Annotated in this window: 23 protein-coding genes; 14 read left to right on the forward strand and 9 right to left on the reverse strand. The window is 70.1% G+C overall.

The window, feature by feature from the left end; translation table 11 throughout:
* Positions 1-17 precede the first annotated feature (17 nt).
* The 4 genes from ACGFNV_RS17715 to ACGFNV_RS17730 all read left to right on the forward strand — a co-directional run bounded on the left by ACGFNV_RS17715 (position 18) and on the right by ACGFNV_RS17730 (position 6,738).
* A complete protein-coding gene (locus tag ACGFNV_RS17715) occupies positions 18-2,705 on the forward strand; it encodes an ATP-binding cassette domain-containing protein (protein WP_393623457.1) in 2,688 nt (895 codons plus the stop codon).
* Positions 2,706-2,877: 172 nt separating this feature from the next.
* Positions 2,878-3,765 carry a FadR/GntR family transcriptional regulator gene (locus ACGFNV_RS17720; RefSeq protein WP_393623458.1) on the forward strand — a complete coding sequence of 296 codons (888 nt, stop codon included), beginning with the start codon at positions 2,878-2,880 and terminating at the stop codon, positions 3,763-3,765.
* 430 nt (positions 3,766-4,195) lie between these two features.
* Positions 4,196-5,740 (forward strand): RNA polymerase sigma factor, encoded by a 1,545-nt coding sequence (locus ACGFNV_RS17725; RefSeq protein ID WP_393623460.1) that lies wholly within the window; start codon positions 4,196-4,198, stop codon positions 5,738-5,740.
* Between the two features lie 131 nt (positions 5,741-5,871).
* Entirely contained in the window at positions 5,872-6,738 is an 867-nt protein-coding gene (locus ACGFNV_RS17730; protein ID WP_393623461.1) for a serine protease, read from the forward strand.
* 102 nt (positions 6,739-6,840) lie between these two features.
* Here the strand turns inward: ACGFNV_RS17730 and ACGFNV_RS17735 are convergent, their stop codons facing one another.
* Entirely contained in the window at positions 6,841-7,071 is a 231-nt protein-coding gene (locus tag ACGFNV_RS17735; protein WP_133932828.1) for a hypothetical protein, read from the reverse strand.
* A 444-nt stretch (positions 7,072-7,515) separates the two neighbouring features.
* On the opposite strand from ACGFNV_RS17735, the gene ACGFNV_RS17740 reads away from it, so the two are divergent.
* From ACGFNV_RS17740 to ACGFNV_RS17765, 6 genes are all read left to right on the forward strand, one after another.
* Positions 7,516-9,636 carry a type IIA DNA topoisomerase subunit B gene (locus ACGFNV_RS17740; RefSeq protein ID WP_393623463.1) on the forward strand — a complete coding sequence of 707 codons (2,121 nt, stop codon included), beginning with the start codon at positions 7,516-7,518 and terminating at the stop codon, positions 9,634-9,636.
* 228 nt (positions 9,637-9,864) lie between these two features.
* The gene (locus ACGFNV_RS17745) at positions 9,865-10,389 is read left to right on the forward strand and encodes a DUF1453 domain-containing protein (protein WP_393623464.1); all 525 of its coding nucleotides are present in this window, start codon (positions 9,865-9,867) and stop codon (positions 10,387-10,389) included.
* Complete coding sequence (locus ACGFNV_RS17750) at positions 10,386-11,540, forward strand: sensor histidine kinase (protein WP_393623465.1); 1,155 nt, start codon at positions 10,386-10,388, stop codon at positions 11,538-11,540. The genes ACGFNV_RS17745 and ACGFNV_RS17750 overlap by 4 nt, the downstream gene beginning before the upstream one ends.
* Positions 11,537-12,226 carry a response regulator gene (locus ACGFNV_RS17755; protein WP_393623467.1) on the forward strand — a complete coding sequence of 230 codons (690 nt, stop codon included), beginning with the start codon at positions 11,537-11,539 and terminating at the stop codon, positions 12,224-12,226. The genes ACGFNV_RS17750 and ACGFNV_RS17755 overlap by 4 nt, the downstream gene beginning before the upstream one ends.
* 60 nt (positions 12,227-12,286) lie before the next feature.
* Positions 12,287-12,841, forward strand: coding sequence for a DUF485 domain-containing protein (locus ACGFNV_RS17760; RefSeq protein WP_393623469.1), 555 nt, complete (start codon positions 12,287-12,289; stop codon positions 12,839-12,841).
* A complete protein-coding gene (locus tag ACGFNV_RS17765) occupies positions 12,838-14,430 on the forward strand; it encodes a cation acetate symporter (RefSeq protein WP_393623471.1) in 1,593 nt (530 codons plus the stop codon). Before ACGFNV_RS17760 ends, ACGFNV_RS17765 begins: the two co-directional genes overlap by 4 nt.
* A 54-nt stretch (positions 14,431-14,484) precedes the next feature.
* Here ACGFNV_RS17765 and ACGFNV_RS17770 read toward each other — a convergent pair whose 3' ends face one another.
* Complete coding sequence (locus ACGFNV_RS17770) at positions 14,485-15,177, reverse strand: response regulator (protein WP_393623473.1); 693 nt, start codon at positions 15,175-15,177, stop codon at positions 14,485-14,487.
* Positions 15,178-15,336: 159 nt separating this feature from the next.
* On the opposite strand from ACGFNV_RS17770, the gene ACGFNV_RS17775 reads away from it, so the two are divergent.
* The 3 genes from ACGFNV_RS17775 (at position 15,337) to ACGFNV_RS17785 (ending at position 18,169) form a co-directional block, all read left to right on the forward strand.
* The gene (locus ACGFNV_RS17775; RefSeq protein ID WP_393623475.1) at positions 15,337-16,152 is read left to right on the forward strand and encodes an ABC transporter ATP-binding protein; all 816 of its coding nucleotides are present in this window, start codon (positions 15,337-15,339) and stop codon (positions 16,150-16,152) included.
* Positions 16,142-17,005, forward strand: a complete 864-nt coding sequence (locus tag ACGFNV_RS17780; RefSeq protein WP_393623477.1) for an ABC transporter permease — start codon at positions 16,142-16,144, stop codon at positions 17,003-17,005. The genes ACGFNV_RS17775 and ACGFNV_RS17780 overlap by 11 nt, the downstream gene beginning before the upstream one ends.
* Before the next feature lie 102 nt (positions 17,006-17,107).
* On the forward strand, positions 17,108-18,169 hold the full coding sequence (locus ACGFNV_RS17785; protein ID WP_393623479.1) for an ABC transporter substrate-binding protein: 1,062 nt from the start codon (positions 17,108-17,110) through the stop codon (positions 18,167-18,169).
* Between the two features lie 24 nt (positions 18,170-18,193).
* On the opposite strand, the gene ACGFNV_RS17790 is transcribed toward ACGFNV_RS17785, so the two are convergent.
* The 4 genes from ACGFNV_RS17790 to ACGFNV_RS17805 all read right to left on the reverse strand — a co-directional run bounded on the left by ACGFNV_RS17790 (position 18,194) and on the right by ACGFNV_RS17805 (position 22,917).
* On the reverse strand, positions 18,194-18,874 hold the full coding sequence (locus ACGFNV_RS17790; RefSeq protein ID WP_393623481.1) for a response regulator: 681 nt from the start codon (positions 18,872-18,874) through the stop codon (positions 18,194-18,196).
* The gene (locus ACGFNV_RS17795) at positions 18,871-20,541 is read right to left on the reverse strand and encodes an ATP-binding protein (RefSeq protein ID WP_393623483.1); all 1,671 of its coding nucleotides are present in this window, start codon (positions 20,539-20,541) and stop codon (positions 18,871-18,873) included. The genes ACGFNV_RS17790 and ACGFNV_RS17795 overlap by 4 nt, the downstream gene beginning before the upstream one ends.
* 88 nt (positions 20,542-20,629) lie before the next feature.
* Positions 20,630-21,571: a sucrase ferredoxin gene (locus tag ACGFNV_RS17800; RefSeq protein WP_393623485.1), complete on the reverse strand. Its 942-nt coding sequence runs from the start codon at positions 21,569-21,571 to the stop codon at positions 20,630-20,632.
* A 53-nt stretch (positions 21,572-21,624) separates the two neighbouring features.
* On the reverse strand, positions 21,625-22,917 hold the full coding sequence (locus ACGFNV_RS17805; RefSeq protein ID WP_393623486.1) for a citrate synthase: 1,293 nt from the start codon (positions 22,915-22,917) through the stop codon (positions 21,625-21,627).
* A gap of 99 nt (positions 22,918-23,016) precedes the next feature.
* On the opposite strand from ACGFNV_RS17805, the gene ACGFNV_RS17810 reads away from it, so the two are divergent.
* The gene (locus ACGFNV_RS17810) at positions 23,017-24,180 is read left to right on the forward strand and encodes a citrate synthase/methylcitrate synthase (RefSeq protein WP_393623488.1); all 1,164 of its coding nucleotides are present in this window, start codon (positions 23,017-23,019) and stop codon (positions 24,178-24,180) included.
* Positions 24,181-24,236: 56 nt separating this feature from the next.
* Here ACGFNV_RS17810 and ACGFNV_RS17815 read toward each other — a convergent pair whose 3' ends face one another.
* The 3 genes from ACGFNV_RS17815 to ACGFNV_RS17825 all read right to left on the reverse strand — a co-directional run bounded on the left by ACGFNV_RS17815 (position 24,237) and on the right by ACGFNV_RS17825 (position 25,317).
* Positions 24,237-24,380: a hypothetical protein gene (locus ACGFNV_RS17815; protein ID WP_393623490.1), complete on the reverse strand. Its 144-nt coding sequence runs from the start codon at positions 24,378-24,380 to the stop codon at positions 24,237-24,239.
* A gap of 8 nt (positions 24,381-24,388) precedes the next feature.
* Positions 24,389-24,625 carry a hypothetical protein gene (locus tag ACGFNV_RS17820; protein ID WP_393623492.1) on the reverse strand — a complete coding sequence of 79 codons (237 nt, stop codon included), beginning with the start codon at positions 24,623-24,625 and terminating at the stop codon, positions 24,389-24,391.
* A gap of 155 nt (positions 24,626-24,780) precedes the next feature.
* Positions 24,781-25,317 (reverse strand): DUF6082 family protein, encoded by a 537-nt coding sequence (locus tag ACGFNV_RS17825; RefSeq protein WP_393623494.1) that lies wholly within the window; start codon positions 25,315-25,317, stop codon positions 24,781-24,783.
* Positions 25,318-25,400: the final 83 nt, after the last annotated feature.

The following is a 25,400-nucleotide window of genomic DNA, read 5'->3' on the forward strand; positions in this document are numbered from 1 at the left end:
GCGCTATCTTGCTTCGGGTGATCCAGGCCATCGGACTGACCAGCACCCCCCGCAAGGAGCTTCCGCCCGTCGTCGACGACGTCTCCTTCGAGGCGCACGCGGGCCACGTCACCGCACTGCTCGGAGCGCCGGGCGCGGGCAAGACCACGGCGTTGAGGCTCATGCTCGAACTCCAACAGGGCCGTGGCGTCACCTACTTCAGGGGTCGCCCCCTGCACCGCATCGCCCACCCGTCCCGCGAGGTCGGGGTGCTTCTCGGTGACGTCCCCGGTCACCCGGCCCGCACGGTCCGCGGCCACCTCCGCATGCTGTGCGCGGCCGCGGGCGTACCGGTCCGACGGGCCGACGAGGTCCTTGAAGCAGTCGGCCTCGTCAGCCTGGGCGAGGAACGCCTCGGCGCGCTCTCGCGCGGCATGGACCGTCGGCTCGGCCTGGCCTGCGCTCTGCTCAGCGACCCGCACACCCTCGTGCTCGACCATCCCGCAGACGGTCTCTCCGCCCGCGAAAGCCGCTGGTTGCACGGCATGCTGCGCGCGCACGCGGCGCACGGCGGCACGGTCCTGCTGACCACGCCCGACCCCAAAGAAGCCGCCCGCACCGCCGACCGGGTCGTCACCCTGGAACAGGGCAGACTCGTCGCCGACCAAGCGGTCACCGACTTCGCCCGCACCCGCCTCCGCCCCCGCGTCGCCGTCCGCACCCCGCACGCCGCCCGCCTCGCCGCCCTGCTGACCAAGCAGGCCCGAGCTTCCCGTCTTTCCGTCGAGGTCGTCCAGGAGGACGGCAACCGCCTCTCCGTCTACGGCACCACCTGCGCCGCCGTCGGCGAAACCGCCTTCCGCCACGGCATCCTCGTCCACCAACTCGCCGACGAGATCGGAGACATGGGGCCAGGCGCGCCCGTAGAGCTCCCTGGCCATCCGCATCGTCATCCGGAGACGCGAGCAAACGACTCGAACCGCCCGCGCCCGACGACGGAGGCGGACACCCAAGGCCCCCTATCTCCCGGCGTCGCCGAGACGGTAGCGGACGACCGGGACTCTCTGGGCCCCGGCGTCGCCGACGCGGCATCGGACGCTCGGGACTCTCTGGGCCCCTGCGCCGAGACGGTAGCGGACACCCCAGCCCCTGTACGCCCCTGCGTCGCGGAGACGGACGCGAACCTCTTTGACCGCCTGCACCTCACCGCTCAGCCCGGCTCGGGCCCTGACCACCTACGCCCCGCTGCCACCGAGAGGGAAGCGGACGTCTCTGACCACCAGTGCCGCACTGCCCTGCCCGGCTCAGGCCTCGACCGCCCCGGCCCCACTGCCGCCCAGAGCGAAGCGGACGTCTCCGACCGCTCGTGCCTCACCCCTCAGCCCGCCCCAGGCCCCGACGGTCCCTGCTCCGCTAGCGTCCAGAGGGAAGCGGACGTCTCTGACCGCTTGTGTCTCACCGCCCCGCCCGGCTCGGGCCCCGACCGTCCAAGCTCCACTGCCGCCGAGACGGAAGAGGATGTCCCCGACCTCCTGCGCCAGGCCGCCGTATCAGACGCCCCGGATCACCTGCGCCCCGCCGCCGCAACGGACCGCCCCGCCGAGCCGGAACCGACCAGGGCGACGTCGACGGTTCACGGCGGCGAGTGGCCCGGGCCTGCTGATCCCCCGACGCTCGCCGAGCAGCCCCACGGCCTCACCGCTGAGCCGAGCCCCCACCACCCTGTCGAGGTCGATGCCCGCGCAGATGCCGATGCCCATGCCGACGTCGGCGCCAACGCAGGCGATCCCGACCTCACCGACCCGGGCCTACCAGCGCGCTCCCTCGCCCCGACCGCACATCCGCTGAGAACGACCGACCCGCACCCTGCTCCCCGCACCCTCCGTCCCCCCGCAGCCCACTCGCTCGACCTCGCCGCTCTGCCCCCGCTGCCTCCCCCCATCTCCGTCCGCCCCGCCCCCAGCCCCCTGCGCCCACTCCGCTACGAACTCCGTCGAGTCGCCGGCATCAGCACCGCTTACCTCACGGCCGCCGCGGTGCTCGTCACCTCCGCCCTCACCGCCGTACTGCTGGCCCGTGTCGGGCATACTCCTCAGCCACGCCTGCTGGCCGCGTGGCCGCGGGAGCTGCCCCTGCCGCCGGCGGCGTTCGGCGCCGGGCTCCTGGGCGCGCTGGCCTTCGGTGACGAGTTCCGCCACCCCGCGTTGGCGGCTGACCGGGGCACCGTGCCCCGCCGACTGGGGCTGCTCGCCGCCAAGCTCCTCGTCACCGGTGCCACCGCGCTGCTGCTGGCCTCCCTCACGGTCGGCTGCGACGCCGAAGTGCTGTACCTCGTCTACGGACGGGAGCTCGCTCAGGTTCCTACGGACTGGGTTTCACTCAGTGCGAGTTGGACCGGACTCGTGATCGGGTGCGCCTGGGCCGGAGTGCTGGCCGCGGGAGTCTTCCGGTCCACCACGGCCGGGCTCGCCGCGGTGCTGGCCGTGCCCGTCGTCGTCGTACCCCTCGTACAAAAGGTCTTGGAGGGACCGTCCGTACGGACCGCCGCAGGCATTCCCATGAGACTTCGAGAGGTGTTGCTGCTGCAGTGGCCCTTCGGGGGAGAGCGCTATCTGTCGGGTGTGGCGAGGGTCGTCGCCCAACCCGTCGGCGGGGCGCTGACGTTGTCGCTGACCGCCCTGCTCTGCGCGTATCTGCTCACGACCCTGCGAGGCAGGGTCCGGTGACGTGATCCGTGCCCTTCGGTTCCCGGCCTGCACGCGGCCTGCACGCAACTCCCCGTAGAACGCTCGTTTCTTTCCGATAAGGCGTCAATTGCGACGGCGTGAGCGATCACCCTTTCGTGTGCTTTTCACCAAAGACCTCAAGGGAGTTGGAGCCAGCGCCGACAAAGGATCCGTGAGTACCCTTGCGCACACCATGATGACCGCCGCCCGCTCCGCCGACTCCGGTCTGGCCGGCCCGGGCGAACTCGATCGCTACCCCTACGCGGAGGGCCCCGTCGGCGACCGCGTCGGAGCTCCCTCCTGGGAGAGCGCGGACCCCGAACTGGGCCGGGTCGGCCGGCGCGCCGCGGGCAGTCGCGGCCGCGGGCTGCACGGCCAACTCGTCCAGCAGCTGGGCCAGATGATCGTCTCGGGCGACCTGGGTGCCGACCGGCCGCTGGTCCCCGAGGAGATCGGCCAGCGGTTCGAGGTGTCCCGCACCGTCGTCCGTGAGTCGCTCCGCGTCCTGGAGGCCAAGGGCCTGGTCAGTGCCCGCCCGAACGTCGGCACGCGCGTGCGCCCCGTCAGCGACTGGAACCTCCTCGACCCGGACATCATCGAGTGGCGCGCCTTCGGGCCGCAGCGCGACGACCAGCGGCGCGAGCTGAGCGAGCTGCGCTGGACGATCGAGCCGCTCGCCGCCCGGCTCGCCGCCGGGCACGGGCGGGAGGACGTGCAACAGCGGCTTGCCGACATGGTCGAGATCATGGGGCACGCCCTGGCGCAGGGTGACGCGCTCACGTTCTCCCGCGCGGACGCCGAGTTCCACTCCCTCCTCATCCAGGTCGCGGGCAACCGCATGCTGGAGCACCTGTCCGGGATCGTGTCGGCCGCCCTCCAGGTCTCCGGCGGCCCGGTCACGGGCTGTGACCGTCCGAACGAGGCCTCCCTCGCGCACCACGCCCGGATCGTGGACGCCCTGGCCGCCGCCGACGGCGCGGCCGCCGAGGCGGCCATGCGCCAGCTGCTCATGGTCCACCTCGAGGTGGAGCGCGTGGTCCCCGCACCACGCGAGCACTGACCGCGCGCCGCGGGCGGCACGGCCGGGAATGTCTCCCCCTCCTGTGGAATCCCCCGGTCGGCCGGCCGTCCTCCGTCGGACCCCGCAGGAGCCCTCGGGTTGCTGCGGGGTCCGACGGTGCGATGAGATGGTGCATTCCTTGGAGTGATCCAGGTCAACAGCATGGCCGACCCACTCTGTCCATGTCTGACCGTTTTTGATTGCTTACGGGGTGTGACTCGGGCCACGCAGATTGGGCGTAACGCTCACGCGGGCAGTGCGATGACCTAAGAGGTGACAGTCGCGGAGGGAATACGGACGCCGTTCAAGGCGCTGTGCATCTTCCCCGGCCCCCGCCCGCGCCGTCGGCCCATCACCAAGGCCGGTGGTCGGCTCCTGTCCGTCTTGGACGGGGCCGGAAGCCGTTTTCCAACGTTCCGAGAGGTTGTTCGTGTCGGCCAGCACATCCCGTACGCTCCCGCCGGAGATCGCCGAGTCCGTCTCTGTCATGGCGCTCATTGAGCGGGGAAAGGCTGAGGGGCAGATCGCCGGCGACGATGTGCGTCGGGCCTTCGAAGCTGACCAGATTCCGGCCACTCAGTGGAAGAACGTACTGCGCAGCCTCAACCAGATCCTCGAGGAAGAGGGTGTGACGCTGATGGTCAGTGCCGCGGAGCCAAAGCGCACCCGAAAGAGCGTCGCAGCGAAGAGTCCGGCCAAGCGCACCGCCACCAAGACGGTCGCGGCGAAGACGGTGACCACCAGGAAGGCCACCGCCAGCACGGCTGCCCCGGCAGCGCCCGCCGACCCTGCCGCGGTCGACCCCGCCGAGGAAGCCTCGCCCGCCAAGAAGGCCGCTGCGAAGAAGACGACCGCCAAGAAGACGGTCGCGAAGAAGACCGTCGCCAAGAAGACGGCGGCCAAGAAGACCAGCGCCACGAAGGACGACGCCGAGCTCCTCGAGGAAGAGGTCCTCGAGGAGACTCCGAAGGCCGGCGAGGAGCCCGAGGGCACCGAGAACGCGGGCTTCGTCCTCTCCGACGAGGACGAGGACGACGCGCCCGCCCAGCAGGTCGCCGCAGCCGGCGCCACCGCCGACCCGGTCAAGGACTACCTGAAGCAGATCGGCAAGGTCCCCCTGCTCAACGCCGAGCAGGAGGTCGAGCTCGCCAAGCGCATCGAGGCCGGTCTGTTCGCCGAGGACAAGCTGTCCAACGCCGACAAGCTGGCTCCGAAGCTCAAGCGTGAGCTGGAGATCATCGCCGAGGACGGCCGCCGAGCCAAGAACCACCTGCTGGAGGCCAACCTCCGTCTGGTCGTCTCGCTGGCCAAGCGCTACACAGGCCGCGGCATGCTCTTCCTGGACCTCATCCAGGAGGGCAACCTCGGTCTGATCCGCGCGGTCGAGAAGTTCGACTACACCAAGGGCTACAAGTTCTCCACGTACGCCACCTGGTGGATCCGTCAGGCGATCACCCGAGCGATGGCCGACCAGGCCCGCACCATCCGTATCCCGGTGCACATGGTCGAGGTCATCAACAAGCTCGCGCGTGTGCAGCGCCAGATGCTCCAGGACCTGGGCCGCGAGCCCACTCCGGAGGAGCTGGCCAAGGAACTCGACATGACCCCGGAGAAGGTCATCGAGGTCCAGAAGTACGGCCGTGAGCCCATCTCGCTGCACACCCCGCTGGGCGAGGACGGCGACAGTGAGTTCGGTGACCTCATCGAGGACTCCGAGGCCGTCGTCCCGGCCGACGCCGTCAGCTTCACGCTCCTGCAGGAGCAGCTGCACTCCGTCCTCGACACCCTGTCGGAGCGCGAGGCGGGCGTCGTCTCGATGCGCTTCGGTCTCACCGACGGCCAGCCGAAGACCCTCGACGAGATCGGCAAGGTCTACGGCGTGACGCGTGAGCGCATCCGCCAGATCGAGTCCAAGACCATGTCGAAGCTGCGCCACCCGTCGCGTTCCCAGGTGCTGCGCGACTACCTCGACTAGGTCGCATCAGAACGACCCCGAAGGCCCGGCTTCCGTCAGGAGCCGGGCCTTCGGCGTCGGGCGAGGGTGCGGGCCCGGGCGCAGTGAATCACTCTGGGTTTCCCACGATCACCCCAGAGTGAGGAGCGGGCATGCGTCGTTCCCTTGTCCGGGCGTTGACCCGGCCGCTGGCCCTGGCGGCCGCGGCGGCGGTCATACCGTTGGCGTCAGCCGTCCCTGTGGCCGCCGACAGCGTCGTCGTCGGTGGATTCCCGGTGGACATCTCCGAAAGCCCCTGGACGGTCGCGCTGTCCAGCCGTGACCGGTTCGGGGGTATGCGGTCGGGACAGTTCTGCGGAGGTGTGGCGGTCGGCCCGACCACTGTGCTCACAGCGGCCCACTGCCTGGGCGAGGACGTTCTGGGCGCGCCGCCGGACCGCGTGCGCGACTTCAAGGTCATCACCGGGCGTACGAACCTGCTCTCGGGCCACGGGCAGGAGATCCCGGTGCGCAGCACCTGGGTCAATCCGAGCTACGACCCATTCAGCAACGCCGGGGACTTCGCCGTCCTCACTCTTGCCGAGCCGCTCCCGCCGACGGCGGTGATCCGCATGGCCGCCGCGGGTGATCCCGCCTACGAGCCAGGGGTGGGAGCGGCGGTCTACGGCTGGGGGGACACCACGAGCGCCGGTGACTACGCGCCCAGCCTGCTAGCCGCACGCGTGCACGTGCTGCCCGACGCCCTGTGTGAGAAGGCGTACTCGGGCGGCGCCGAAGGCACGTACCTCGCCACGGCCATGGTCTGCGCCGGGGAGGTGGCAGGTGGCCGGGACGCCTGTCAAGGGGACAGCGGGGGGCCGCTCGTGGCCCAGGGGCGGCTGATCGGGCTGGTGTCATGGGGGAGCGGCTGCGGATGGCCGGGGAGCCCCGGCGTCTACACGCGCGTGTCCGACGTCGTGCGGGCGCTGAGCCCCGACGAGAGGGTGCGACGGCCGCAAGGAGTGCCTCAGGGCGCCTGAACGGTCCTGACCACGGTGTGAGTACGGGCGGCCGCCCCTGGGAGCAGGGGCGGCCGCCCGTGTGCCGGCCTGTGCCGAGCTGGCTCGTCGTGGTGCGAAGCGTCAGCGCTCTTCTTCGGTGGCTGATGCCGGAACGGACGTCAGCCGCTCCGTCTCGTCCTGTATCTCAGCGGCGATCTTCTTGAGTTCCGGCTCGAACTTGCGGCCGTGGTGGGCGCAGAAGAGCAGTTCTCCGCCGCTCACCAGGACAACCCGCAGGTAGGCCTGGGCGCCGCAACGGTCGCAGCGATCAGCGGCCGTCAGCGGGCTCGCGGGGGTCAGAACAGTAGTCACGTCGCCTCTTCTCTAGCTCGACGAGCTGTCGTACCAGGGTCAACATCCAACCAGCCCCAAAACGTTCCCGCTCGTGGCTTCTCCTCGAAAAAAATCCTTCGAGGCGGCCGTCTGCTGCCGGTTTGGCGGCGAATGTGCCGTATTGCGTGTCTGTCGTGTCTTACGGTTTCGCGCTGTCGGTCAGGTGTCAGTCCACCCGGCTGGATTGCCGGTTTGTTCATGAGGACGTGCCCGGAGCCTAAATGGTTCATGCCCCGAAGGGAACGTGATATGTACTTCACTCCAACGAGGGATCGAACGTGTATGCGACTCTGGACTAGGCTCAGGTCAGACGAGGGTGGCGTTACAACGGCTCTACCAGGCCTCGGTACCCTCTGAACGGCTACCGATGCCGCGCCCTTACCCAGAAGGGCCCACTCTGAAATTCAGCGAGGAGCGAACCGCGTGACCGCCGATACGTCCGTGCCGTCCACAGCGCTGCTGGCAGGAGCAGACCGGGACGGTTCCAACTACACCGCGCGGCACCTGCTCGTCCTCGAGGGCCTCGAGGCCGTACGCAAGCGCCCGGGGATGTACATCGGCTCGACCGACAGTCGAGGTCTGATGCACTGCCTGTGGGAGATCATCGACAACTCCGTGGACGAAGCCCTAGGTGGCTACTGCGACCACATCGATGTGATCCTTCACGACGACGGCTCCGTGGAGGTGCGTGACAACGGTCGCGGCATCCCGGTCGACGTCGAACCCAAGACCGGCCTCTCCGGTGTGGAGGTCGTCATGACCAAGCTGCACGCCGGCGGCAAGTTCGGCGGCGGCAGCTACGCGGCCTCCGGCGGTCTGCACGGTGTGGGCGCCTCCGTGGTGAACGCACTCTCCGCGCGCCTGGACGTCGAGGTCGACCGCAACGGCCACACCCACGCCATCAGCTTCCGGCGGGGCGTCCCCGGTGCCTTCGCCACGACCGGCCCGGACGCGAAGTTCGAGGCGGGTGGCCTGCGCAAGACCAAGAGGGTTCCCAAGACCCGCACCGGCACGCGCGTGCGGTACTGGGCCGATCGTCAGATCTTCCTCAAGGATGCCAAGCTCTCCTTGGAGAACCTGCACCAGCGTGCCCGCCAGACCGCGTTCCTGGTGCCCGGCCTGACGATCGTCGTCCGTGACGAGTACGGCCTCGGAGAGGGCGGCAGCAAGGGCGAGGAGTCCTTCCGCTTCGACGGCGGCATCAGTGAGTTCTGCGAGTACCTGGCCTCGGACAAGCCGGTCTGCGACGTGCAGCGCTTCTCCGGTCAGGGCACGTTCCGCGAGACGGTCCCCGTCCTGGACGAGCACGGCCAGATGACCCCCACCCAGGTCACCCGTGAACTCGGTGTCGACATCGCCCTGCGCTGGGGTACCGGCTACGACACGACCCTCAAGTCGTTCGTGAACATCATCGCCACCCCCAAGGGCGGCACCCATGTCGCGGGCTTCGAGCAGGCCATCGCGGCCACCATGAACGAGGTGCTGAGGGCCAAGAAGCTGCTGCGCGTCGCCGAGGACGACATCGTCAAGGACGACGCCCTGGAAGGCCTCACCGCCGTCGTCACCGTGCGACTCGCCGAGCCGCAGTTCGAGGGGCAGACCAAGGAGGTACTCGGTACCTCGGCGGCCCGACGCATCGTGGCGCAGGTGGTCTCCAAGGAGCTCAAGGCGTTCCTGACCTCCACCAAGCGGGACGCCGCCGCGCAGGCCCGCGTGGTCATGGAGAAGGCCGTCGCCGCGGCCCGTACGCGCATCGCCGCCCGTCAGCACAAGGACGCACAGCGCCGCAAGACGGCCCTGGAGTCGTCCTCGCTGCCTGCGAAGCTCGCGGACTGCCGCAGTGACGACGTCGACCGCAGCGAGCTGTTCATCGTGGAGGGGGACTCCGCGCTCGGCACCGCCAAGCTCGCCCGGAACTCCGAGTTCCAGGCGCTGCTGCCGATCCGAGGCAAGATCCTCAACGTCCAGAAGTCGTCCGTGACGGACATGCTCAAGAACGCCGAGTGCGGCGCGATCATCCAGGTCATAGGGGCCGGGTCCGGGCGGACCTTCGACATCGACACGGCCCGCTACGGCAAGATCATCATGATGACCGACGCCGATGTGGACGGGTCCCACATCCGGTGCCTGCTGCTCACGCTGTTCCAGCGCTACATGCGTCCCATGGTCGAGGCCGGCCGGGTCTTCGCCGCGGTGCCGCCGCTGCACCGCATCGAGCTGATCCAGCCCAAGAAGGGGCAGGACAAGTACGTCTACACGTATTCGGACCGTGAGCTGCGCGACAAGCTCATGGAGTTCCAGAGCAAGGGCATCCGGTACAAGGACTCCATCCAGCGCTACAAGGGCCTCGGTGAGATGGACGCCGACCAACTGGCGGAGACCACGATGGACCCGCGCCACCGCACCCTGCGCCGGATCAACTTCTCCGACCTGGAGGCCGCCGAGCAGGTCTTCGATCTGCTGATGGGCAACGACGTGGCGCCGCGCAAGGAGTTCATCTCCAACTCGGCGGCGACGCTGGACCGGTCGCGCATCGACGCCTAGCCGCGGCGACCGGCTGCACGGGGCCCTCTGGGCCCCACCGGTTCCTCAGCCGGCAGCAGAGGTGTCCTTCCGCTCGTGCCTCTCCACCCGTGGGTGGAGAGGCACGAGCGGTCGAGGATCCACCCCTGATCCACCCCGGCTCCGATCTATGGACCTGCGCGTTTCCGTAGCGTCGAAGGCGTCGGCGGCACTCGTCGTCGGCATCCCCTTCCGCTCACGGAGGCTTAGATGTCCGGGCTGGTCAACGCGTTGCTGATCGTGGCCGTGGTCGCCCTGGTGGTCGTACGGCAGTTCCGCGCCCGCAGGATCGACGTGGACCGGCGCTGGTGGCTCGTCCCCGCGATCCTGGCGGTCATGGCGCTGCGCGAGCCCGGCCTGCTCGACGCCCATCACCGCACCGAGTCGCTGCTGCTGGTCGGTGCCGAGCTGCTCGTCGGCCTGGCCATCGGAGCGGGCTGGGCCTGGACCACCCGGATATGGGTCACGGCGGACGGCGCCGTCTGGAGCAAGAGCACCAAGGCGAGTGCGGCCGTCTGGCTCGTCGGCATCGGACTGCGCGCGGGTCTGTTCGCGTGCGGCGCGCTGACCGGCGTCCATCAGGACAGCTCGGCCCTGATGCTGGGACTCGCCGGCACCCTGCTGGTCCGCTCCGGAATCATGGTCTGGCGGGGGCATGCGCTGGGCCCGGCCCCGGTGGCACGTACGGCGTACGGTGACACCCTGGCCCCGCTCGCGCGGAGGGAGGGTGTGTGAGGGGGAACGCCTGGACACGCTGGCCTTCCCGGGAGGCGCTGGGCCGCGAGGGCATCTCGGGCGCGCGGCGCATGGTCGGCCGGGCCGTGCGCCTGCTGGTCGTCGGCCTGTTGCTGTGGGGCGCCTTCCACGACAGCCGCGTCCACGGGTGGGTGGCCGGCGCCGGTGTGGGGGGAGTGATCGTCGCCGGGGCGCTGACGTGGGCCTTCTTCCGGACCACGCTCGAGCACCGGCTGGGGCCCTCGCTGGCGATTCTCTTCTTGCTGTTGGGGTTGGCGGCCGCGGCCCACGCCGCGGGTTTCGGGACGCTTCCACTGGTCGTGTGGTGCGGATGTGCGATCGCGGCGCTGGAGCGGATGCCCCTCGCGGTGGCGCTGCCCGTCGCCTCGATCGCCTTCGCGGGGTTCGCCGTCGTCGACGACGGCACCCTGCTGGGCACCGTCGCCTCCGTCGGCGGTATGGCCCTCGCCGGGTACACCCTGCGTCTGGACGCCGAGGCCCGCGGCACTGCCCAGCGGTTGCTCGCTCAGGAGCGTGCGGCCCGTGCGGCGGAGGCGGAGTCCGCCGCGCTGGCCGAGCGCGCCCGCATCGCGCGGGAGATCCACGACGTACTGGCCCACAGCCTCTCGGCGCAACTGGTGCATCTGGAGGCGGCGAGGCTGCTGATCGAGCGCGGGGCTGAGCGGGAGCACATCCTCGAAAGGGTCGTGGCCGCCCGTGGCATGGCTCGCGACGGCCTTGCCGAGACCCGGCAGGCGCTGTCCGCGCTGCGTGGCGAGCTGACCCCGCTGGAGGAGTTCCTGAGCGGGCTGGTCGACTCGGCGGCGGACGGTGCCGATGTCGCCATTACGGGTGAATGCAGACCGCTGTCGGCCGAGGCGTCGCAGGCCGTGCGCAGGGTCGCCCAGGAAGCCCTGACGAACGTCCGCAAGCACGCCCCGGGCGCCAAGGTGCGGGTACGGCTGGACTACGGCGCGCACGAGGTGACGCTGGACGTGCGGGACTCGGGAGGCGCACCGGGCGACCTCGCCGGCGCGGGGGCCGGGTACGGTCTGCTGGGCATGCGGGAGCGTGCCGAACTGCTGGGAGGTTCGCTGCGGGCCGGCCCGGGCGAGGAGGGGTTCGTGGTGACGTTGAAGGTGCCGGCATGACGGAGGAGGGGAGGAAGCCCGCGCGGGTTGTAGTGGCGGACGACCAGACGGTCGTGCGAGAGGGCATCGTGATGCTGCTGGGTCTGCTGCCCGGCGTCGAGGTCGTCGGAGCCGCCGGTGACGGGGACGAGGCGGTGAGGCTCGTCGCTGAACTGGCCCCGGACGTGGTGCTGATGGACCTGCGGATGCCCCGCTGCGACGGAGTGGAGGCGACGCGGCGGATCCGGACGGAGTACCCCGGGACCCAGGTCGTGGTGCTCACGACCTACGCGGACGACGACTCGCTGTTCCCCGCTCTGAAAGCCGGGGCGCGTGGTTACCTCACGAAGGATGCGGGCGGCGACGAGATCGTGCGGGCCGTGCACAGCGTGCTGTCGGGGGACGCCGGGCTGTCGCCCAGCATCCAACGGCGGCTGCTGGAGCGCCTGTCGGAGCCCGGGCCCCGGTCGGCCGGGCCCCCGGAGCCGCCGGACGGGCTCACCGTGCGGGAATCCGAGGTGCTGGTGCTGATCGCCGAGGGCCTCAGCAATCAGGAGATCGCCCGTAGGCTGCATGTCTCCACAGCGACCGTGAAGACCCACATCAACAACCTCTTCGCCAAGACGGGACTCAAGGACCGGGCGCAGGCCGTGCGTTACGCCTATGCGAAGGGGCTGGTGCGGCCACCAGCGGGTGACGTCACCTGATGGGGTGAAGCGCGTGGGGAAGAAGAGGTGGGGATCTTCCCGTTCTGTCCATCCTTGGGCATGCAGTCAAGCAACGGTCGCGCCCGCCGCGGCGGGGGTGGGCCCGACAGTTCCGTCGAGGACCAGACAGATCAACACCCGGCCACGGCCGAGGCGTCCACAGACGTGCGGTACGAGGACCCCTGGTACGACGCACTCGCCTCGGGCTGGGGCGAGTCGGTCGCTGACAACAGGCTCACTGCGGCCGTCACTCAGCCGCGGCCGGGGCGGGCGGGTGGGGAAGTGGCCGACGTCTACCTCGAGGTGCAGCGGAGCGCCGCCTTCCAGGAGGTGCGCACCCGGTACCGGAGGTTCGTGCTGCCCTCGTTCGTTGTCTTCTTCACCTGGTACGTGGGGTACGTGGTGACGGCGACCACCGCGCCCGGGTTCATGGCGCGGCCCGTGGCGGGCGCGGTGAACGTGGCGATGCTCGCCGGACTCGGACAGTTCCTCAGCACCTTCCTGCTCACCTGGGGCTATGCCCGGCACGCCAGGCTCCGCAGGGACCGGGCCGCACTCGAACTGCGCTGGGACACCCAGGAACTGGCCCGCGGCGCCCGAGGCGGTGCGTCGTGACCGACCGCCATCAGACGCTGGCCTTGCTGCTGTTCAGCGGGTTCGTCGCCGTGACCCTGGGGATCACGACCTGGGTGAGCCGCAACAGGCGAGGTTCGGCGGAGGAGTTCTACGCGGGTGGGCGGCTCTTCTCGCCGATGGAGAATGGTTTTGCCATCGCGGGTGACTACATGTCGGCCGCCTCCTTCCTGGGTATCTCCGGGCTGATCGCGCTCTTCGGCTACGACGGGCTGCTGTACTCGGTGGGCTTCCTGGTGGCCTGGCTGGTGGTGTTGTTCCTCGTCGCCGAACTGGTGCGCAACTGCGGACGGTTCACGCTCGCCGACGTGGTCGCGGCCCGGATGAGGGAGCGGCCGGTGCGAATCGCGGCGGGAACTTCCTCCATCACCGTGTCCGTTCTGTATCTGGTGGCGCAGATGGTGGGCGCGGGTAGCCTGGTCGCGCTGCTCCTCGGCCGGACGGGCGGGGCGGCGCAGGCCTGGGCGGTCATCGGCGTCGGGGCGCTCATGGTGATCTATGTGTCGTTGGGAGGGATGCGGGCCACCACGTGGATCCAGATCGTCAAGGCGGTCCTGCTGCTCGGCGGCACCATCGCGCTCACGGTGCTCGTGATGATGCGGTTCCACGGCGACTTCGACCGACTGCTGCTGACGGCGGCCGAGCGCAGTGGTCATGGGGCGGCGTTCCTGGCTCCTGGGCTGAGGTACGGCGGTGACTGGACCGCGCGCTTCGACTTCATCAGCCTTGGGCTCGCCCTGGTGCTGGGCACGGCTGGGCTGCCGCACATCCTCTCCCGTTTCTACACCGTGCCCACCGCGCAGGCCGCACGGCGTTCGGTGGTCTGGTCGATCGGGCTCATCGGGGGCTTCTACCTGATGACGATCGTCCTCGGCTTCGGAGCGGCGGCCATCGTCGGTCCCGACGCGGTCCGCGGTTCGAACGCGGCGGGGAACACGGCGGTCCCCCTGCTCGCCCTCGACCTGGGCGGCGGCGCCGACTCCACCGGCGGAACTGTGCTGTTCTCGATCGTCGCCGCCGTCGCCTTCGCCACCATCCTCGCGGTGGTGGCCGGATGCACCCTCGCCGCCTCCGCATCGGTGGCCCACGACCTGTACGCGTCACTGCGGCGCGCGGGTACCGAGCCGCGCAGTGAGGTGGCCGTGGCGCGGATGGCGGCGGTCGGGGTCGGGGGCGTCGCGATCGCCCTCGGCCTGCTGGCCCGCGACCTCAACGTCGCCTTCCTGGTGGGCCTGGCCTTCGCGGTCGCCGCGTCCGCCAACCTGCCGGTGCTGCTCTACTCGCTCTTCTGGCGCGGCTTCACCACACGCGGTGCCGTGTGGGCCGTGTACGGCGGGCTGATCCCGGCCGTCGTGCTCGTGCTGCTGTCGCCGGTGGTGTCGGGCAGTCCCGAGTCCCTCTTCCCGGCCGTGGACTTCCAGTACTTCCCCTTGGAGAACCCCGGCCTCGTCTCGATCCCGCTGGGCTTCGTCGCCGGCTGGCTCGGCACGGTCACCTCGGCGGAGGCCCCGGACGAGGCCAAGCACGCGGAGACCGAGGTGCGGTCCCTGACGGGGGCAGGAGCGGTGTAGCGGGCGCCGGTGTCATTCTCGTGGCGCCGGTCCGCCCGGGGCAGGCAGCGGCTGCTAGGGCGCCACCCAGGCGTAGCGGTGCTCCGGGCGGCCGGTGTCGCCGTACTTCAGGGAGAGGCGGAGGCGGCCGGCTTGTTCCAGGTGGCGCAGGTATCTCTGGGCGGTGGAGCGGCTCAGGCCGGTCTCGGCGGCGACCTCGTGAGCGGAGAGGGGGTGGTCCGCGCTGTGCAGTACCGCGCAGATCAGGTCGGTGGTCGGCTCCGAGTGGCCGCTCGGCAGCCCCGGTGACGACGGTGCCGGGGTGGTGCGCAGGGCCCCGAAGATCCGGTCGACCGTCTCCTGGCCGGCGATGCCGCGGCCGCCGACCCGGTCTACGGTGCGGCGCAGGGCGGCATAGGAGTCGAGACGGCTGCGCAGCGCCGCGAACGTGAACGGTTTCACCAGGTAGTGCAGGGCGCCCAGGCGCATGGCGGCCTGCACGGTGGTGACGTCATGGGCCGCCGTGATCATGATGACGTCGGTGCCGTGGCCCTGCTCCCGCATGCGGTGGACGAGCTGGAGACCCGTCTGGTCGGGCAGGTAGTGGTCGAGCAGGACCAGATCGATGGTGCCGCGTTCGACGGTGGCCAGGGCCTGGGCGGCGCTGTGCGCGCGGGCGGCCACCCGGAAGCCGGGAACCTTGCCCACGTACTTGGCGTTTATCTCAGCGACGCGGAAGTCGTCGTCCACGACCAGGACGTCAATCATCGGGCCTCTTTCCCTCAAGCCCAGGCGCGAAAAGCCCGTGTTTCGGCTCCGTTGTTGTAGCGCGAGCAAAACGAGCACAACAGGCCGTTGCAAGCAAAAGAAGCGCATGTGCCCACAAGGCTGCTGTCGTGGCCCGGGTCACACCTACTGTCCCCGGCCATGAGCGCAGACACCAGCCCCGCCATCGAGTTGCGGGGCGCGAGCAAGATCTTCAAGACCCCGTCGGGGGGTCTGCACACAGCCGTCAGGGGCCTGGACCTCACGGTCCGACGCGGCGAGTTCGTGGCCGTCGTGGGGCCGACCGGCTGCGGTAAGTCGACCACGTTGACGCTGGTCAGCGGCCTGGAAGAGCCCTCCGAGGGCGAGGTTCTGGTCACCGGGCAGCCGGTCCGGGGCGTCGGCGACAAAGTCGGCTTCGTCTTCCAGCAGGACGCCACCTTCCCGTGGCGCACGGTCCTGTCCAACGTCATGGCGGGCCCCCGTTTCCGCGGTGTGCCGAAGGCCGAGGCGAAGCAGAAGGCCCGCGAGTGGCTGGCCCGGGTCGGCCTCACCGCTTTCGAGGACCGCTACCCGCACCAGCTCTCCGGTGGCCAGCGCAAGCGCGTCGCGCTCGCCGCGACCTTCGTCAACGACCCCGAGATCCTGCTCATGGACGAGCCGTTCTCGGCCCTGGATGTCCAGACCAGGGCGCTGATGTCGGACGAGTTGCTGGAGCTGTGGGAGGGCACGGGCGCGTCGGTCGTCTTCGTGACCCACGACCTGGAGGAGTCCATCGCGCTGGCCGACAAGGTCGTCGTGATGACGGCGGGCCCCGCCACCGTCAAGCACGTCTTCGACATCGACCTGCCCCGGCCGCGCAAGGTCGAGTCCGTCCGCCTGGAGCCGCGCTTCATCGAGATCTACCGCGAGATCTGGGAGTCCCTCGGCGAAGAGGTCCGCATCACCCGCGAGAGGGGTGCCGCTCATGTCGCATGAGGTTCTCAGCACACCGGTCGTCGACACGGTCAAGCCCCCGAACCGCGCCCAGTCACGTGCCCGCGCGGCCCGCAGACGCAAAGCCGTCGTCACCGCCGCCCGCGTGCTCCTCCTGATCGGCGTCCTGGGCCTGTGGGAGCTGCTCGCCCGGACCAAGACGATCGACCCGTTCAACTTCTCGATGCCCTCGAAGATCTGGGACCAGATCTACACCTGGGTCATGCACGGCACCGCGCTCGGCTCCCTGGGCGAACAGATCTGGTACACGCTGCACGAGGCACTGCTCGGATGGGTCATCGGTGTCGTCGCCGGTGTCGTGTGCGGCATCGCCCTGGGGCGGATCACCTTCCTGGCCGATGTCCTTGGTCCATACATCAAGGTGCTCAACTCGATCCCCAGGATCGTGCTGGCACCGATCTTCGTGATCTGGTTCGGCCTCGGGCCCGCCTCCAAGGTCGCGTCGGCCGTGGTCCTGGTGTTCTTCCCGGTCTTCTTCAACGCCTTCCAGGGCGCTCGCGAGGTCGACCGCAATCTGGTCGCCAACGCCCGCATTCTCGGTGCCAGCGACCGTCGGGTGACTCTTCAGGTGGTCATCCCCTCGGCCACCTCGTGGATCTTCACCAGCCTCCACGTGAGCTTCGGCTTCGCCCTCATCGGCGCCATCGTCGGCGAGTACATCGGCGCGACCAAGGGCATCGGACTGCTCGTCGCGCAGTCGCAGGGCACCTTCAACGCGGCCGGTGTGTACGCCGCGATGGTCATCCTCGCGGTTGTCGCGCTCGTCGCCGAGGGGCTGTTGACGTTCGCCGAGAGCCGCATCTTCCGGTGGAAGCCGTCGGGTTCCGACAGCTGACCCCCTCGACCGAACTCCCTCTCTGCTCGCTTCTCCCCACCCCCTCGCTTCTCCAGGTGCCTCTTCTGCCGGCACCGCCCTCTCACAAGGACGTGAACCGCCATGCGCAAGCCCGCCAGATACGCCGCCCTGGCCGCCGCCGGACTGCTCGCTCTCTCCTCACTCACCGCCTGTGCCAACGACGCGGCGAGCACCGCGTCCACCGGTTCCGGCAGCAAGGGTGACGGCAAGGGCACGAAGGTCAAGATCATGGTCGGTGGCCTCGACAAGGTCATCTACATGCCCGCGATCCTCACCCAGCGGCTCGGCTACTTCGACGCCGAGGGCCTCGACGTCGAGCTGCTCAGCGAACCGGCCGGCGTGCAGGCCGAGACCGCGCTCGTCTCCGGTCAGGTGCAGGGCGCGGTCGGCTTCTACGACCACACGCTCGACCTCCAGGTGAAGGGCAAGGCCGTCGAGTCCGTCGTGCAGTTCTCGCACGCACCCGGCGAGGTGGAGGTCGTCTCCAACAAGGCGGCCGACGACATCACCTCGCCCAAGGACTTCAAGGGCAAGAAGCTCGGCGTCACCGGCCTCGGCTCCTCGACCGACTTCCTCACCAAGTACCTCGCGGTCAAGAACGGCGTGCAGGTGAGCGAGTTCACGCCGGTCGCGGTGGGCGCCGGCCCGACTTTCATCTCGGCGCTCCAGAAGGGCGCCATCGACGGCGGCATGACGACCGACCCGACCGTCGCGACGATCCTCTCCAAGCGGGCGGGCAAGATCCTCCTCGACATGCGCACGCCCGCCGGCTCGCTCGAGGCGCTCGGCGGGCCCTACCCGTCGTCAAGTCTGTACATGCAGACGGACTGGGTGAACAGCCACAAGGACACCGTCCAGAAGTTGGCCAATGCATTCGTCAAGACGCTTCAGTGGATGTCCACCCACAGCGCCTCCGAGATCGCCGACAAGATGCCCGCCGACTACTCGCAGGGCAACAAGGTCCTCTACGCGTCGGCGATCAAGAGCACCCTGCCGATGTTCACCAAGGACGGCGTCATGCCCAAGGACGGTCCCGAGACCGTCGAGAAGGTCCTCAAGGCGTTCAACCCGAACATCAAGAACGCCAAGGTGGACCTGAGCAAGACCTACACGACGGAGTTCGTCCAGAAGGCGGCCGGCTGACCGCCGCTCCCCGACGTACGGCCCTCACGCGCGGGTCGCCCACACGTAACGGTGTTCCGGGCGGCCCGCGTCGCCGTACTTGAGGGTCAGCCGAGCCCTTCCCGTGCGCTCCAGGAGCTTCAGATAGCGCTGGGCGGTCTGACGGCTCACCCCGGTCCGGTCGGCGATCTCCTGGGCCGACAGGGGCCCGTCGGCGTTCATCAGGGACTGCCGCACGAGTTCCGCGGTGGTGGGGGAGTGGCCCTTGGGCAGCCCGGGCTCCGAAGAAGCGGACAGCGCGCCGAAGATGCGGTCCACATCGGCCTGTTCCGCCTCGCCGCCGCCGTCCAGGGTGCGGCGCAGCTCGGCGTACGCCTCCAGCTTGGCCCGCAGACCCGCGAAGTTGAACGGCTTGACCAGGTACTGCAGCGCCCCGTGCCGCATCGCCGCCTGCACCGTGGAGACGTCCCGCGCGGCCGTCACCATGATCACGTCGGTCTGGTGGCCGCGGCGGCGCATCTCCTGAACCATCTCCAGGCCCGTCTCGTCGGGCAGATAGTGGTCCAGGAGGATCAGGTCCAGTCGGGGCAGTGCCTCCAGCTGCCGCAGCGCCTCGGCCGCACTGTGCGCCTCGGCGGCGACGCGGAAACCCGGCACCTTCTCGACGTAGGCGGCGTTGACCTGGGCGACCCTGGCGTCGTCGTCCACGACCAGGACCTCGATCATCGCGTCTCCTCCTCGGCAGCGTGCTTCACGGGGGCGGTCAGTGCGGGTTCCAGGGCCGCTTCGGTCAGCGCCTCGGGCAGGACGACACTGAACTCCGCGCCGCCGCCGTCCGCTTCGGTGACGGCGACGCTGCCACCCTGCCGCTCGGCGAGCCTGCGCACCAGGGAGAGCCCGATCCCGCGCTTGCCGTGCGCCGGCGGCTTCTTGGTGGACCACCCTTCGGTGAAGACCAATTCTCGCTGCTCGGCGGGGATTCCGGGGCCCGTGTCCCGCACCCGCAGGACGGCGGTACGTCCCTCGGCGCGCAGCTCGACCTCCACGCGCGCGTGCGGGGTGCCCGCGACGGCGTCGAGCGCGTTGTCGACCAGGTTGCCGACGACCGTGACCAGTCCCCTGGGGTCGATCAGCCGGTCCGGGAGCCGGGTGCGGTCCGAGACCCACAGGGCGACGCCCCGCTCGGCCGCGACGGTCGCCTTGCCGACGAGCAGGGCGGCGAGCAGCGGGTCCTCGATCTTCTCGGTGACCTGTTCCGCGGTGGCCCGGTGGTCGCCGACCACCTCTCCGACGAACTCCACGGCGTCGTCGTACATCTCCAGCTCGAGCAACCCGAGCAAGGTGTGCATGCGGTTGGCGTGTTCGTGGTCCTGCGCGCGCAGGGCGTCGATGAGCCCGTGTGTGGAGTCGAGTTCCCGGCCGAGCTGTTCCAGCTCGGTGCGGTCGCGCAGGGTGGCGACGGCGCCGCCGTCGTCGGTGGGCATGCGGTTGGCGACCAGTACCCGCTGCCCGCGCACGGTCAGCAGGTCCGTGCCGCTCACCCGGCCCGCCAGGACGTCGGCCGTGCGTCCCTCGCCGAGCGCCTCGTCGGGGGAGAGCCCGACGACCTCGTCGCCGATGTGCAGCAGACGTTGGGCCTCGTCGTTGAGGAGGCGGATCCGGCCGGCGCGGTCCAGGGCGACGACGCCCTCCCGGATGCCGTGCAGCATCGCCTCCCGTTCCGCCAGCAGCCCCGAGATGTCCGAGAAGGCCAGGTCCCGGGTCTGCCGCTGCACCCGACGGGAGATCACCCACGCGGCCAGGGCGCCCACGGCCAGCGCACCGCCGGCATACGCGAACAGCCCCGGGATGGCGTGGATCAGACGGGCCCGGACACTGTCGTACTCGATGCCGACCGAGACCGCACCGATGATGTGGTCCTCGCTGTCGCGCAGGGGCACCTTGCCGCGGGCGGAGCGGCCCAGGGTGCCGCTGTCGATCTGCATGACCTCCTTGCCGGCCAGGGCCTGGCTGGGGTCGGTCGAGACGATGCCGCCGATCTGCTTGGTGTCCGTGTGCGACCAGCGCACCCCGCGCGTGTTCATCACGACCACGTACTCGGCTCCACTGGCCTTGCGGATCCGCTCCGTCTCCCGCTGCACGGGCCCGTCGACCGACGGACGCGTGTGCTCGAGGTCCTCGGCGATCTGTGGCATGGCCGCGGTGGTCTGCGCGATCGCGAGGGCACGCCGCATCGCCTGGTCGTCCAGCTGGTGACTGAGCGGTGCGAGGAACAGACCGGTCGCGAGCACCACGACTCCCGCGGCGATCGCCAGTTGCATCAACAGGATCTGCGAGAACACCCGGCGCGGCATGCCCAGGCGAAGGCGGCGGGCAGGGGGAGTGGGGCTCATACCCACGACGGTACGTGGGGGTGTGGGCCTAGCCGTAGGGGTGTGGCGTGGATCTCTTGGCGCTGCGCGGCCGTGGTGCCCGAAGGCGTCAGCTCGCCAGCGCGGTGGCCGCCAGTTGACGCACCTCCACCACATCCATCCGCCCGGGCGTCCCCAGCACCGAGGCTCCGCAGCTCTCCGGGCGCGGCGGCAGGGACGCGCCCTGCGCCACGACGACCTGCCAGTGGCGCCCGTCCGCGTGGGCGACGGTCACCTCCCAGCGCGGTGCGGCGCCGACCGTCCGTACGACGCTCAGCGCGTCCGCCGCGTCCTCGCCGACCGCCCCGCGCACGGCCAGCTCGGCCGCCTGACCGGGCCGCTCCCAGGTGGAGCGCCCGCGGCACCCCTCCAGGACGAGCCGGCCCTCCTGCACACCGTGCAGGACCTCCTTGACGGTGTGCGCCGCGGCCCGGCCGTATGCGTAGCCGTACGGCAGGACGAGCACCGTCGGTGAGAAGCGGTGGCCGCCCAGATGGGTGACCTCCCAGACGCCCGTCACCCCGGACGTGGCGAGCTCGGCGGCGAGCGGCCGACCGAGGAGGGCGCAGCAGCGGTCGCGCTTGCCGTTGGTGCAGACGAGGGCGAGCGGGGCGCCCGTGTGGGGGCCGCCCCGCAGAACGGTGTCGAAGGAGCCGCGGTCACCCCTGCCGAGCGCGGCGAAGTCGAGGTTCAGCAGCTGTCGCGGGTCGGTGATGGTCGCGCCGTGCAGCCACACCCGCCCCGGGGTGGTGTGGGCCGCGTACACCCGGCGCAGGTGCGGTGTGCCGAAGTCCGCGTGCCGCCCGGGACGGCGGATGAGCGCGATGCGTACGCCCGTGTCCTCGGCGGCTGCCTCCAGGGCGCGACCCAGCGCGGGGTCCAGGTGGCTCGAAGTGAGCGCCTTGGCACCCCAGGGGCCGGGCTGTTCCAGGAGCAGCCAGGTACGCGCCGTCGCCGCGGTTCCGGAAACGGGCTCGTCAAGGTCTTGCGAGACGGTCGCACACGCACTCACAAAGGTGAGCCTAACCTGATTTACGACAGGGTGCTTCCGGCCCCGCCGCTGCTCTACTCCGCGAGGGGCTGGGACGCCTCCGGTGACACCGGCGAGGGCAGTGGCTGGGGTGGCGTCGGGCCCACGTAGTGCCCGCTCGGGCGCATGCGCAGCGGGCGTTCGCCGTACTCCTCAAGGGCGTGTGCGATCCAGCCCGCGGTCCGGGCGACCGCGAAGATCGTCTCGCCGGCCGTGGAGGGCATGCCGGAGGACACCGTCAGGACGGCGAGGGCCAGGTCGACGTTGGCGTGCAGCGGTGTGTGGCGGGCGGTGGTGTCCACGATGTCCCGGGCCGCGGCGAGCGCGGGCACGGCGTGGGGGATCTCCGCCAGGAGGGCGAACAGGGCACGCGCGCGTGGGTCCTCGGCGGGGTAGAGCCGGTGCCCGAGTCCGGCGATGCGGCGCCCGGCCCGCAGTTCGTCCGCGATCACGGGGGCCGCGTCACCGCGGTCGAGTACCTCGAGCAGCAGCCGGTGGGCGAGCCCGCTGGCCGCGCCGTGCAGGGGGCCTTCGATCACGCCGAGCCCGGCGGAGACGGCCGCGTAGGCGTGCGCGCGGGCCGACGCGGCGACGCGGACCGCGAGGGTGGAGGCGGCCAGGTCGTGGTCGACGAGCAGGCAGAGGGCGACGTCCAGGGCGCGCAAAGACGCCTCGTCGGCGGGCCGCCCGCTGAGCCGTGCCCACAGGCGGTGGGCCAGCGGGCCTTCGTCCCGGTGGCCGCGCCGCTGCGTCGGCAGGGAGGCCACGAGCGTGGGGATGAGGGTGCGCGCGGTGCCGAGCACGGCCTCCTCGGACAGGTCGAAACGCAGTGGATCCGCCGCCGCGGCGGCGATCGCCGCGACCCGCAACCGGTCGGTGGGGCCGGTGTGTTCGGGCAGCGCGTCGACCGCGCGGCGAGCGACCGCCACCGAGGCCTCGGGCGCGGTGAAGGCGATGCCCGGGCGCAGCCGACCGGTCCACAGCCACTCGGCGATCTCCTCGTAGGAGTTCCGCGCGGCCAGCTCGGTCGCGTCGACACCCCGGAAGTAGTACCGGTCCTTCTCGATGAGAGTGATGCGTGTCCTGACGGCGAGTTCTCCGCCGGGCTGCGGGCTCCCGCCGCTTTCCCGCCTGTTGCGCCGGGCGAGTGCCTCCACCTCCTGGGCGTCGAAGGTGCTGCCCCGCCCGCCGGGCACGCGTCGGCTGCTGAGCTGACCCCGACTCACGTATGCGTACACGGTCTCGGGTTTCACGCCGAGCAGTTCGGCGGCCTCCTTGGTGCTGAGCCGTCGTTCCGGGTGGCCGGAGCCGGGTTCCTGGTCGCGCATGAGGGTCACCGTATCCATCCCGCAGACATATTGATTCAATCAATATTGACAGTAATCGAGTCAAGCATGGACAGTCGAATCAAGTCCAGGGAGGAAAACATGTCCGTCAACAGGTCGGCAGCCACTGTTGTCGACGTTCCGCGAGGACTCGCGGGCGTCGTCGTCACCGACACCGAGGTGGGTGACGTCCGAGGGCTCGAGGGCTTCTACCACTACCGTCAGTACTCGGCCGTCGAACTCGCGCAGACCCGCGGCTTCGAGGACGTCTGGCACCTGCTCGTCCACGGCGAACTGCCCGACGCCGCACGTGCCGCCGCCTTCGCCGCCGAGACCGCGGCCCTGCGCCGCCTGCCCGACGAGGTACGCGCCGCCCTGCCCGGCATAGCGGCCGCCGGGCGGGAATCCGGCCCGCTCGCCGGGATGCGCACGGCGCTCTCGCTGCTGGGCGCGGCGAAGGGCTTCCGTCCCGTGTACGACATCGACGCCGGCCGGCGTCGCGAGGACACCGTGGTCGCTGCCGCGGCCGTACCGACGCTGCTCACCGCGCTGCACCGGCTGGGCCGAGGACTCGACCCCGTGGAGCCGCGCGAGGACCTCTCGTACGCGGCGAACTATCTGTACATGTTGACCGGCACCGAGCCGGACCCTCAGCAGGCTCGGGCCGTCGAGCAATACTTGATCTCAACCATTGATCATGGATTCAATGCGTCAACCTTCACGGCCAGGGTGATCGCGTCGACAGGCGCTGATGTCGCGGCCTGTCTCGTGGGCGCGGTCGGAGCCCTCTCGGGCCCCCTGCACGGAGGAGCGCCCAGCCGTGCGCTGGACACCCTGGACGCGATCGGCACCCCCGACCGCATCGACCCCTGGATTCGGGAACGTATCCTCGCGGGCGACCGCATCATGGGCTTCGGTCACGCCGTCTATCGCACCGAGGACCCCCGCTCCCGCCTGCTCCGTGAGATCGCCCAGCACTTCGGCGGCCCCCGCGTCGACTTCGCCGTCGAGGTGGAGCGGCAGGTCGAGGCCATCCTCGCCGAGCTGAAGCCCGGCCGTGAGCTGCACACGAACGTCGAGTTCTACGCGGGCGTCGTCATGGAACTGTGCGGGCTGCCCCGCGAGATGTTCACGCCGACGTTCGCGGCGGCGCGGGTGGTGGGCTGGAGCGCCAACATCCTGGAGCAGGCGGAGGACAGGAAGATCATCCGTCCGGTGGCGCGCTACGTAGGGCCGGGAGCGCCGGCGGCGGTGCCGGCGGGCTGAGGGCGGCCCGGCAAGTGTGAGGTCCGGCACCTGAGAGGTGCCGGACCCGGGAACCGCTACGGCGGTGGTGGTGTCGGATGCTGGTCGTCCGGTGGCCGGTTGTCAGAACGCGACTTGATCGCGTTCACGATCGCCGCGATGCCGGCGAGAAGTCCGCCCAGGGCGCTGACCAGCCCCGTTATGGCTCCGATGTTGTCCATGGCGTCACTTACGCGTCCGGGATGTCGGCCTTGGCGCGAATCAGGGTCTCCCGACTCACGACGACAATGCGTTCGTAGTCGGCACGCGAGGCGTCTTCCGGCAGCTCACCGTCCAGCTTCTCGGTGGCTTCGGTGCCGATGACGGCGAAGTTGCCATCGCTGAGTTCGAACACATCGGGGCAGTTGGCTCCCGAGTTACTGCCACGGGCACTCGGAGGCACACCGATGCGGCGCACGATCTTCAAGGGGTACCGGTCCTTCGGAAAGGGTTGGGGCACAGCGGTTGGCAGCACGTTACTGGGGTTCGAAAGGAGCTCGTGGCGCCACGGGCAAAAGTCACTCAGCTGCTTCTGTGCGACGGACGGGTTGACTCACACGCACCGTCCTGGGGCCTCTCGCGTCAGTCGGACGGCGGGTTGCCGACCACCCACCACTCATCCGTATCCGCCTCATCGAGATCCATGACGAGGCCGTCGACCATGCGTCCGATGACGGCCTCGTCCGACGACTCATTGAGGGTCGCGCGCTGGCCCTGTGACGCTTCCCAGTACTCACGGAACAAGGGGCTCTGGAAGAACTCGCGCAGATACCTGTACAGCTCCTCGCGGTCCAGGATCCCCGCCCGGTAGAGGTGGAAGAGGTGGACATACCACGCGTTGGCGTAGAAGAACTGACGGCGCTTCTCCACCGGGATGCTCTTGTCGTACGTATCGATCACCGCGGCGAGGGAAGGGTCGTCGATCGCCCTGGCCAGCAATTCCCAGTGCATACGCTGCTGATGTGCCAGTGCCTTGCGCCTGATCGCCAACTCCTCCAGCTGCAGGCGTCGTTCCTCCAGGCGTGCCGCTTCGAGGCGCGCCGCTTCCGCCCGTCGCTGACGTGCCGCGACCGTTATCGTGGCGGTGGCGAGTAACAGGCTGAGCGCGGCAGAGCCCACCCTCCCTGCTGCGTTCCTCTGTGTGGCCATGTCAACCCCCGAATCAGGCGGCCGTCCGCCGGTCGTCGGGGTGCGGTTCGACT

It is taken from the genome of Streptomyces sp. NPDC048751, from assembly GCF_043198595.1.
Lineage (GTDB): Bacteria > Actinomycetota > Actinomycetes > Streptomycetales > Streptomycetaceae > Streptomyces.